This window comes from Pseudomonas fuscovaginae SE-1 (assembly GCF_000364705.1).
Taxonomy (GTDB): Bacteria; Pseudomonadota; Gammaproteobacteria; order Pseudomonadales; family Pseudomonadaceae; genus Aquipseudomonas; species Aquipseudomonas fuscovaginae_A.
The window spans coordinates 1-986 of record NZ_AQOH01000254.1 but is presented as its reverse complement, the minus strand read 5'-3'; the positions used below and the strand labels follow the sequence as shown (position 1 = coordinate 986).

The 986-nt window shown below is 44.7% G+C and carries 2 protein-coding genes; both read right to left on the bottom strand.

The annotated features are described in order from the left end of the window. Window positions 1-286 (bottom strand): endonuclease NucS domain-containing protein (locus K675_RS32480; protein WP_198291668.1); only part of this gene is annotated, 286 nt, incomplete at its 3' end. A 287-nt stretch (window positions 287-573) separates the two neighbouring features. After that, on the bottom strand, window positions 574-986 hold a 413-nt coding region (locus K675_RS32475; RefSeq protein ID WP_198291667.1), incomplete at its 5' end, for a hypothetical protein.

Here is a 986-nt window from a genome sequence, read left to right as displayed (position 1 = left end):
TGGAAACAACAAACACCCTAATCTCATCTTCCTTGACCGCGAGATTCTCCTTAACGCCTTCAACATATTTCAGAATCTCGTGTAATGCTTGGCGAGCTGAAGAGTCACTTCTCTTCAACTCAATCAATACATAGCGCCCATTACTGTCAATCGCTAATATATCAATGAACCCCCTAGTACCAATCTGGCTAGGCAGGTACTTTTCTTTTTCTACAAACTTTAAACCGCTTTCGAGAACAGTAAGTTCCCCTAACAAATTATCTCTCAAAATAGCTTCACTAAACACATTGATTCCTCATTCCAAAATCCTTTTCCAGGAAGCTACCAATGGACCTTTACAAGTCGAATTGGAGGCATATTAGCAAAGATAGACTACGCGCACTCATGTGTTGTCGAACCCGCCGAGCATCTTGTGAGGCACGGTAGCCAAAGATTGCGCAATACCTACATTAAAGTCAAGAAATCAGCTACTCCAACCATTCGCTGATGCAATCGGCACGATGAATAATGTGCTATTTATATAGCAGGCTTGGACTTCCTAATAAGGGCAACGCGCCTTTTTGTTAAGTTATCCTAGCTATCAAGAAGAGGGGTAAAAAGGTCCCGAAGAGCTCTATCGTCAAAATTTTCCGGGTCACGTTTGCTCGATGACGTTATACTAGGAGATGAAGCGCGACTACTTCGGTCTTCAATCTCGCCTATGCGATCTTCGATGGCTGAGACAGCGCTATGCAACTCAGCTTCCGGAATACCAAAACGCGGCGCTAGTTTTTTCAAGGCATCGATCCGATCCGAAAGGGAGGACTCACTATCATCCTCGCGAATGCGACTGGTGTTATCCTTAAACTCTTCGAGCACAGCCTTCTGCAATGCACAGCTAATACTGTCGGGCAGTCCATTCGCAGCATCCACCGCATCGATAAGGGTTGGAAGCATGTCACTTGTGTAGTGGTCAACAATTCCCGGACACAGAATTGAATTTTTCT